8 protein-coding genes are annotated in these 8,263 nt (G+C 52.1%); 3 read left to right on the plus strand and 5 right to left on the minus strand.

The features are described from left to right. Nucleotides 1–49 precede the first annotated feature (49 nt). Nucleotides 50–394, plus strand: coding sequence for a hypothetical protein (locus ACTG2U_RS08575; RefSeq protein ID WP_429012695.1), 345 nt, complete (start codon nucleotides 50–52; stop codon nucleotides 392–394). Nucleotides 395–397: 3 nt separating this feature from the next. On the opposite strand, the gene ACTG2U_RS08580 is transcribed toward ACTG2U_RS08575, so the two are convergent. The 4 genes from ACTG2U_RS08580 to ACTG2U_RS08595 form a co-directional block, all read right to left on the minus strand. Next, a protein-coding gene (locus ACTG2U_RS08580) for an IS3 family transposase (protein WP_429070639.1) occupies nucleotides 398–1,560 on the minus strand; the annotation gives its coding sequence in 2 pieces (ribosomal slippage) (nucleotides 398–1,305 and nucleotides 1,305–1,560; 1,164 coding nt in all). 296 nt (nucleotides 1,561–1,856) lie between these two features. Continuing rightward, nucleotides 1,857–2,891, minus strand: coding sequence for an IS110 family transposase (locus ACTG2U_RS08585; protein ID WP_201035198.1), 1,035 nt, complete (start codon nucleotides 2,889–2,891; stop codon nucleotides 1,857–1,859). 248 nt (nucleotides 2,892–3,139) lie between these two features. Continuing rightward, nucleotides 3,140–4,006 carry a glycine zipper domain-containing protein gene (locus tag ACTG2U_RS08590; protein WP_225511055.1) on the minus strand — a complete coding sequence of 289 codons (867 nt, stop codon included), beginning with the start codon at nucleotides 4,004–4,006 and terminating at the stop codon, nucleotides 3,140–3,142. A 12-nt stretch (nucleotides 4,007–4,018) separates the two neighbouring features. Continuing rightward, nucleotides 4,019–4,435 (minus strand): hypothetical protein, encoded by a 417-nt coding sequence (locus tag ACTG2U_RS08595; protein ID WP_225511056.1) that lies wholly within the window; start codon nucleotides 4,433–4,435, stop codon nucleotides 4,019–4,021. Nucleotides 4,436–5,162: 727 nt separating this feature from the next. Between ACTG2U_RS08595 and rraB the strand changes: the two genes are divergently transcribed. Continuing rightward, nucleotides 5,163–5,498: a ribonuclease E inhibitor RraB gene (gene rraB, locus ACTG2U_RS08600; RefSeq protein ID WP_026034893.1), complete on the plus strand. Its 336-nt coding sequence runs from the start codon at nucleotides 5,163–5,165 to the stop codon at nucleotides 5,496–5,498. Nucleotides 5,499–5,561: 63 nt separating this feature from the next. On the opposite strand, the gene ACTG2U_RS08605 is transcribed toward rraB, so the two are convergent. Then, nucleotides 5,562–7,517 carry a sensor domain-containing protein gene (locus ACTG2U_RS08605; RefSeq protein WP_194495545.1) on the minus strand — a complete coding sequence of 652 codons (1,956 nt, stop codon included), beginning with the start codon at nucleotides 7,515–7,517 and terminating at the stop codon, nucleotides 5,562–5,564. A 185-nt stretch (nucleotides 7,518–7,702) separates the two neighbouring features. On the opposite strand from ACTG2U_RS08605, the gene ACTG2U_RS08610 reads away from it, so the two are divergent. Then, nucleotides 7,703–8,197 (plus strand): hypothetical protein, encoded by a 495-nt coding sequence (locus tag ACTG2U_RS08610; RefSeq protein ID WP_429014204.1) that lies wholly within the window; start codon nucleotides 7,703–7,705, stop codon nucleotides 8,195–8,197. The last annotated feature ends 66 nt before the right edge of the window (nucleotides 8,198–8,263 follow it).

Here is an 8,263-nt window from a genome sequence, read left to right on the forward strand (position 1 = left end):
ATGCCTCCCATAACCGTCAATCCCGGCGGTTATGGTTAGAGAGGTAGTTGTGAGCAGCGAAGTGTCAACGCCAACTGCTAAAAGTAGGCAGGAGTCGTGTGGAGAACACGTCTCCAAACAAAAAGAGGTAAAAGACGAGTACGTACCTAGGCTCATATGGATTACTTATAAATCTGGTACCAAGGTCGGCTACTTCGATACGCACAGAAAAAAGCATCGTCGGAAAAGGATTGCGAGCACCAGTGAGGCTAGCCTCAAAGTGATACGCGACAAAGCACGTAAACTGTTGGCGGAGTTCATCATTGATCCAGATGGATTCGAGCAAACCTATTACGCTAGTTTATCGGTAGAGCGCTTCATTTATGATGATTACCTACCCGCAGTGCAGGTGTAGTGGTCAACTAAATCCGGACACTTGGTTAGGCCGAACCTCGGCTTTTGCTGGCGGTATCCCGTCATTGTATTGATGTGGACGCCGCCAGTTGTAGTAATCCATCAGGTAATAACTGATATCCCGCTTTGCCTCCCGCACGCTCATGTATCCCATAGCCGGAACCCACTCCGTTTTAAGACTTCTGAACAATCGCTCCATCGGGGCATTATCCCAGCAGTTGCCACGCCGACTCATGCTCTGGGTCATGCGATAGCGCCACAGTCGTTGCCGAAATGCCCTACTGCCATATTGGCTGCCCTGGTCAGAGTGAAACAGCACACCAGATGGGCAACCACGCTGCTGATAGGCCATCTCCAGTGCTTTGATTGCCAATTCTGCATCAGGTTTATCAGACATCGCCCAGCCCACGACCCGCCGGGTGTGCAGGTCAAGCACCGCTGCCAGGTAATGCCAGCGTCCACCTGCCCAGACGTAGGTGATATCGCCACACCACACCTGATTGGGTTGCTGGACATCAAATTCGCGAGCCAGCAGATTGGAAATGTCCGGTCGCTCAGACTGGGCGACCTGATAACGATGAGCGCCCGGCTGTTTGGATACCAGCCCGGCTTCCTTCATCAGGTTACGTACTTTGAATCGACCAATCTGATACCCCAACTCCCGCATCATCGACATCAAGGCGCGGCTGCCTGCAGAGCTCCTGCTCTCTTTGAACAACCGGCGCAACTCACTGCGTTGCTGTATCCGCTCACGGTTAATCGCCCGTCTGCGGGCCAGATAGTCGTAAAAGCAGGATGTTGGAACATCGAAAGCGCAGCAGACCAAGGTGATGGGGGCTTGCTCCCTTAATCGGTCTATCAGCGCGTACGTGTGAACTCGTCCGCCATCAAGAGAGCAGTAGCCTTTTTTAGAATGTCCTTTTCACGTTCGAGCCGGTTGATACGGGCTTCCAGCTCCTGAATTTTTTGCTGCTCCGGAGTCAGTGCTTTGCCGATTGGGGTTGTGCCAGTTCGTTCGGATTGCAGTTGCTGAACCCAGCGGCGAAGTACGGTTTCACCGACATCCAGTGAACGGCTGGCTTCAGGGACAGAATATCCCTGGTCGAGCACCAGGGATGCGGCTTCGAGTTTGAATTCGGCAGTAAATGAGCGACGTAATCTTGTCATTGAACACCTCAGGTCATGGTGGCGACTGTACCACCTAAAATGGTGTCCGGGATGATTAGACCATATATGGACGCCCCCGGGTTGTGCAAGAACTGAACTGATACGGTTTGCGACCATATATCCGGCGTTATGATGGGATTAACTCCCTCGCCATGATGTCATCCGAGCCTTGCTTCCTTATCACTACACCGGTATATGCATACCCAGGTCTAATTCAGGCTGTTACAAGGACGGTACCCGTTTCTTCATCAGTGCCTGCAAACTCAGTAACGTAGATTTTCTAAGCAAATATCAAATTAACTTCCTGCAAAAGCTCTGTTCATACTGAAATCAACCGAGTCAGTTAGTACACGCCAGATGATCCGAGTTAACTTATTTGCCAGGGCGACAGTGGCTTTCAAGAAGCCACGCCGCAATTCAATTGCCTTAACCCATCTCCCTAAACTGTCATCCCGTTTTTGCACACAACGCATCACCGCTCGAGCGCCATGGATGATCAAGGTCCTCAAGTTACGATTACCGTTCTTGGTCATGGATGAAAGCCGTTGTTTTCCACCTGAACTGTGCTGTCGAGGGACTAAGCCACACCAAGCAGAAAGCTCACGGCCGCTGGAAAACTGGGTGGCATCAACCTCACTGACCACCGCAGCGGCAATCAGTGGCCCGACACCAGGAATGGTCAATAAGTGGTGATAGGCAACCTGCTGGCTGGACAGTTCAGCTAGTTCCTTATCCAAGACATCAATCCGTTCAGTGAGCATCTGCATATCTTCTCGTAACAGGCTCAGTAGTCGGCGAAGCGTGAAGGTTATCGTATTGTCTCCGTCTTCAAGCACTTCTGGCAGTTGTCGTTGCAGGCGTTGTAACCCGGCTGGAATAATGACTCCGTACTCGGCAAGTAATGCCCGTAGTTGGTTAGCCAGAGCGGTTCGCTGCTCAACTATGAGCTGGCGAGCACTACGTAACGCCTTGATATCTTGTTGTTCTGTAGTTTTAACTGAGACGAAGTGGATCCCTGGTCGGCAAGCTGTTTCACAAATAGCTAATGCATCGTTGGCATCATTCTTCTGGTGTCTTGCAAAGGCTTTGACATGCTGTGTGGGAATGAGCTTTACGTCATAGCCCATCGATATCAGTGCTCGTCCCCAGAAATGAGATGTTGAGCAAGCTTCCATAGCAATCAGTGTTTGCGGTGGAAACTGGCGCAACGTGTGGAGCAGTTTCTGGCGAGATATTTTACGATTCCAGGCAACAGAACCATCAGCCATCCATACACACACCTGAAAAACAGACTTAGCAATATCGATTCCAACTACTTTGATCGTGTTCATGTGGTGATCCCCCAAGTTGAACGCTGTCAGCCTAAGTATGAAACTGACCGCGCAGGGAGGGGGCGTCCATCACATCACTACACCCTGAGTACTCGCTACTGGTTGCCGATTTGCAAGTAAAAAATTCTTTAACTAGTTTACGCCGAGCTATAGCAAGACGTAAATAGGTCCTCCAGACAACGATTAAGTCCCCATATTAGGCCCACCCATAGAAGGGGGAGCATTAGTTATCAACGCACTTTCGCCATTCAAAACCATTTTTTGAGAGCACTACGAACATCTTTTATCATCAGATTAACTTCATCACCCTTATTTTCGTCTTTATATTGAACCCCAGCACCTTCTCCAAATGATTTTCCTAAATAGTTGCCCATGGCTCCTCCGACTGCGGCACCAAGCACTGTACCTGGCCCTGGTACTACAGAACCAATTACCGCCCCCAATTTTGCCCCAGCTAATGCTCCGCCTACCCCACCCATAGTTTTGCCAACTCTAGCCTCTGTAGTATCAAGTTTTCCGACTACTCCACCTGATGACCAGTTATACTCTACCAAAGAGTCAAATTGTTCTAAGAATATTTCAAGAGACTCTTCATCATGATTATTGCATAACAAGCCTTGCTCATCGATATAACCATTCGTGTATGCATGCGCACAATAAATAGCATTGTTGATAGCTTCATCTCTAATACCACGATTTAGCATCTCATCGATGGCAGCCAATACGATCGGAAGGCCGTCACGTTGTATAATCGGTCTAGCCCTCAGGTACTCGTTGGAATCCTCAATCTGTTTTACCGCAACTCTTGCCATCAGCCTCAATGGGTTATTCACCATATTAAAGCCGTAGCTAGCATGTTTGACTGCGTTTGTTATTTCATTACCATCAATAATTTTTTGAAAAATAATAGCGGCAGCATCGAACGAACAGGCTGGAAAGAGAGATTCAAATTCAGAAAAAACCCCTCTGTCATCGTCAATAAAATGTGATATTAACTGAATACAATCAAGTGGGGCTCGAGCAACATTCACCGTATCAGCTTCATCGATAAAGGAACGGCTGCGTTCTGTTAATAGTGTATATGTCGATGCATGAATACGTTGTAAAACATCCATAGAATATATTCCCTATATGATGATATCGGACAAGCCTTGGCTAAATTCAATTTCCCCTGACATATAAGCCTTTGCAAGTTCGTGTGCTAGCCCACTTTCACCAATAATGCTTTTAACTAATCCATGATCATCAAACATATTGACACCTAGTGAAGTGTCGTATGAATGTATAGCGTGACCATCGCTCCCCAAAAAATGGCTATTACCTAGTTGATCTTGATAACTAGTACCTGTCATATGTCCTTGTCCATCAAAATGGGAAGAGGTTCCGTCCTGATGTTCCATTGTTCGCTCAACCGGGGATGCTTCAAAAGGCGCATAAGTAATACTGCCCATACCATATGCATTCGGACCAGTTAAACCAATTAATTGGCCATTACTGTAAAAACTCTGCGTACCAAAACGAGTTGCCATCTTGATAAATGCCATATCATTGGCTCCTTATGTCTACTCTATATCTATGTAAATAGAATGGATTAACGCTAACAAGATTCGGTACATAACTCAATGAGGGCCGTGGATTCCACAGTATCTTCCATGACTGTCCGGGAAGCATTCCCTCTGCGATAACCGGGATTTGGCGCACGATACAACCTGTATCACGCAGAGTTGGTAGGGAGGGCACGCGTTGTTCGTAGGAAATGGGGGGCATTGCAGGGGATGGGGTGTGCGTATTTTGCTATCTGTTGTCAGATGAAGCAGTGGATCAGGAGGTGGCGATTATGAATCCCGATCTCGGTGAGCAATCTTGCCAGAGATTGACCAGAGACGCATAACAAAAAGGCCTCGCATTGTAAGCGAAGCCTTGTAGTGTGTGCTGTCCAGCGTAGTGGTGTAGAAACTGTCATGAGGATTTTCAATCCCCTGCTCTACCGACTGAGCTATCTGGGCAACGGCGCGCATTAACCCCTTTCCAGCGCAGAGTGTCAACCATGATGGCACGATAAAAAGCGCGTTCGCTCAACAACCGAACGAAGCGACCATTTATTATCCATTTCAGTCCTGTTTGCCGTACTTGCTGGCCTCTGCACGCCCTGCAGGCTGCGCCAATATGATGGAAATTCGAGGTTCAGTGGGTCCGCCGCATTGAGCCGAATCCACTCTGCGAGTATGCTTTGCCGCAATGATACCGCCTGGAGGCAACATGAGTCTGAATATGCAAGAGTGGCGTGATGAGACCACCGAGATCGTCAACGAACTGCTGGCCGATGGCAGCAATCCCGATGCGGATTACGACATCGAGCACCACTTCGCCTGCCAGGATTTCGACCGTCTGGAAAAAGCAGCGGTTGACCTGTTCAAGGCCGGTTTTGAAGTGACCGATGCCGAAGAGATGGAGCTGGATGACGGCGCCACCATCTTCTGCTTCGATGCCACCATCGAGTGCAAGCTGAATGTCGAAGCGATCGTCGCCGATATCGCCAAGATGCTGCCCATCCTGGAAAAATACGGGGTGGATTACGATGGTTGGGGCACCTACTTCCAGGATTGATCCTGCCTCCATCGTAAAACAACAAGGCCACCTTGCGGTGGCCTTGTTGTTTCTGACGATCTCTCACGCCAGATAGCTGGCAGCAAACTCCGTCGGCGGCAGGGGGCGGCTGAACAGATAGCCCTGTAACCGATCACACCCCGCCTCGGTCAGCCACAACTGCTGCTCGGGTGTCTCTACCCCTTCGGCGGTGATGCGGATCCCGAGCTCATGGCCCAACCCGATGACCGAACGCACGATAGCGGTGGTCGCGCTATTGCTGGCCAGCCCCTGAGTGAAGCTGCGATCCAGCTTGAGGGTCGCTACCTGCAACCGCGGCAGATAGGCTAGTGAACAGTAACCGGTACCAAAGTCGTCGATGGCCAACTGAAAACCGGCGGCGATCAGGTTGTCGAGGTTGGTCTCAATCTCGTCGGCGTTCTCCATCAGTACCCCTTCGGTGATCTCCAGCTCCAGCTGACTGGCCTTGAGACCATGGCGGGCGATGCAGGCTGAGACCCGCTCACAGAGCGCCGGATCACGGAACTGTAGCGGTGAGAGGTTGATGGATAGCACCATATCCGGCTGCGCAGTTTGCCACTGCGCCAGCTGGGCACAGCCCTGCTCCAACATTAACTGGCCAAGCTGACCGATGATCCCCATCTCTTCCGCCAACGGAATGAATTCATCGGGGGAGATCATCCCAAGCTCGGGATGGGGCCATCGACAGAGCAGCTCGGCGCCGTGCAGCCGATGAGTGCGGGTACAGATAATAGGCTGATAGACGGCAACCAGCTGGGCGGACTTGATAGCGAGCGGCAACTGGGCGGCGATCAGCTGACGCCGCTTGAGCCGGGCATGCAGCTCGGGATCAAACAGGGTGCAGTACTGCTGCTGCCGTTTGCCCTGCGCCAGCGCAGCCTCGGCATGGCTGAGCAACCGCTCGGCATCGCTTGCCCGCCCCTGGGCCAGCCCCAGAAACACTGGGATCTGGATGCGATGATCTTCCACCTGATAGTGCTCCATCAACTGCTGCTGCAGATGCTGGCTCCACCCCTGCAATGGCTCATTGAAATCCGGCAGCAACAGGCTGAAGTCATCGGCAGCGACCCGACAGAGCAGGGAACGCGGCGGTACCAGCTGCTGCAACCGCTTGGCCACCTGGCTCAGCAGGCGATCGGCAATCCGGATCCCGAAGCGATCGTTGATTTCACGAAAATGGTGCAGATCGACCAGCACCAGCGTGGCACTGCGTCCCCCAAGATGGCGGCTGGTCTGCAAGAACCGGGAGAGTTTGAGCAGCCCGGTCAGACTGTCGTAGTGCTGCTCCTGCTGCAACTGCGCCTGAGTGGTGCGCAGGCCGGTGATGTCACGCCCCAGCGTCAGGATTCCTAGGGAGTGACCATCACCATCGGGGACATCGACCCGGGTGATCTCCATGTGTCGCCCCTGCCCGCTGGCATCCAGCAGACAACACTCGCCATGACCCATCCCCTGCGGCGCCGCCAGCCGGAACGGTAGCTGCTGACCCAGCACCTCATCCGCCCCCTGGCCGATAAAGTCGAGAAACGCCTGATTGCACTCCAGCAACACCCCGTTGTGATCATCGAAACGGATCAGGTCAGGAATAGCATCGAGCAGAAAACGCTGCAACAACTGCTGCTTTTTGACCGTCTGTTCCAGGCTCTTGCGCTGGGCAATCTCGTTAACCACCCCGAATACTGCGCACGCTTCCCCCTGCGGGGTGTAAAGAGGCACCTTGTGCACCTCCATCCAGCAGGTATTCCCGCCCCGGTTGCAATGGAGCTGCTGATACAGCATCGGCACGCCTCCGGCAAGCAGCTGCTCATCCTCACTGCGAAAGAGATCGCCCCATGGCATATCTGCATCTGTCTTGCCGACTACCTCGGCAGGCGACTCCAGCTTGGCTTCACGGGCGAACTCACGATTGGCGAACAGGTAACGCCCATGACTATCTCGACAGAAGATACTCATTGGCAATTGGTCGATGATCTGCTGCAGCAGATCCGGGGTGAGCATGTTAGTCACAGGGGTGCTTATGGAGGAATTTCGAGCAAATCTATGATAGCAAACCAATTTTGTAAAGCACCCCGATCACCTCCCCATAACATCGAACGCTGGATGGTTGCTGACAGAGATTGTCGCTCCGGCGATAATAGGCGCCGGTTGGCCAATGGCCTGGTGATATGGACGAGAGAAACAAGATGAAAAAGATTATGGGGAGCGCATTGGCGCTGCTGCTGGTTGGTTGTGCTGGTGACAATAACGGCGGTGAGGAGTATCGCTACAACCCGCCAATTGCCAAGGCAACCAACAATACTCAGGAAATGGCGATCCCGGTGGATCTGGTGTGGGCTCGCGCCGAGAAGTGGTTCACCGAACACGGCCTCACCATCGAAAACAGCCAGCGTGGCTCCGGCCTGATGACTGCCAACGTCAACCAGTCAGCCGACGGGCTGGAGTGGCTGGACTGCGGCACCATGGGTTCCAAAGTTGCACTGGGTAACCCGAACCTGCAGATCAACTTAATCATCACCCAGAGCGGCAACAGCAGCGTGGCCACCGTCAACGTCAAGGGCAACACCGAACTGTTCTTCGTTGAATCCTCAGGCGAGCGCGTACCGGCCCCGTCCATCAAGCCGGTCTGTGTCTCCCGCGGCACCCTGGAGCAGAGCCTGTTCGCCACCCTCGGCAACTGATTTCTCTTCCTTGCAAAGATAAAAAAAGCGGCAGATTGCTCTGCCGCTTTTTTATTGCGTAGTTGT

The sequence above is a fragment of the Aeromonas sp. 95A genome, from assembly GCF_051919235.1.
Lineage (GTDB): Bacteria > Pseudomonadota > Gammaproteobacteria > Enterobacterales > Aeromonadaceae > Aeromonas > Aeromonas veronii.

Coding starts and splice junctions, on each gene's coding strand:
- ACTG2U_RS08585 (WP_201035198.1), bottom strand. CDS start 2,891: ATGAACACGATCAAAGTAGTTGGAATCGATATTGCTAAGTCTGTTTTT.
- ACTG2U_RS08590 (WP_225511055.1), bottom strand. CDS start 4,006: ATGGATGTTTTACAACGTATTCATGCATCGACATATACACTATTAACA.
- ACTG2U_RS08595 (WP_225511056.1), bottom strand. CDS start 4,435: ATGGCATTTATCAAGATGGCAACTCGTTTTGGTACGCAGAGTTTTTAC.
- rraB (WP_026034893.1), top strand. CDS start 5,163: ATGCAAGAGTGGCGTGATGAGACCACCGAGATCGTCAACGAACTGCTG.
- ACTG2U_RS08605 (WP_194495545.1), bottom strand. CDS start 7,517: ATGCTCACCCCGGATCTGCTGCAGCAGATCATCGACCAATTGCCAATG.
- ACTG2U_RS08610 (WP_429014204.1), top strand. CDS start 7,703: ATGAAAAAGATTATGGGGAGCGCATTGGCGCTGCTGCTGGTTGGTTGT.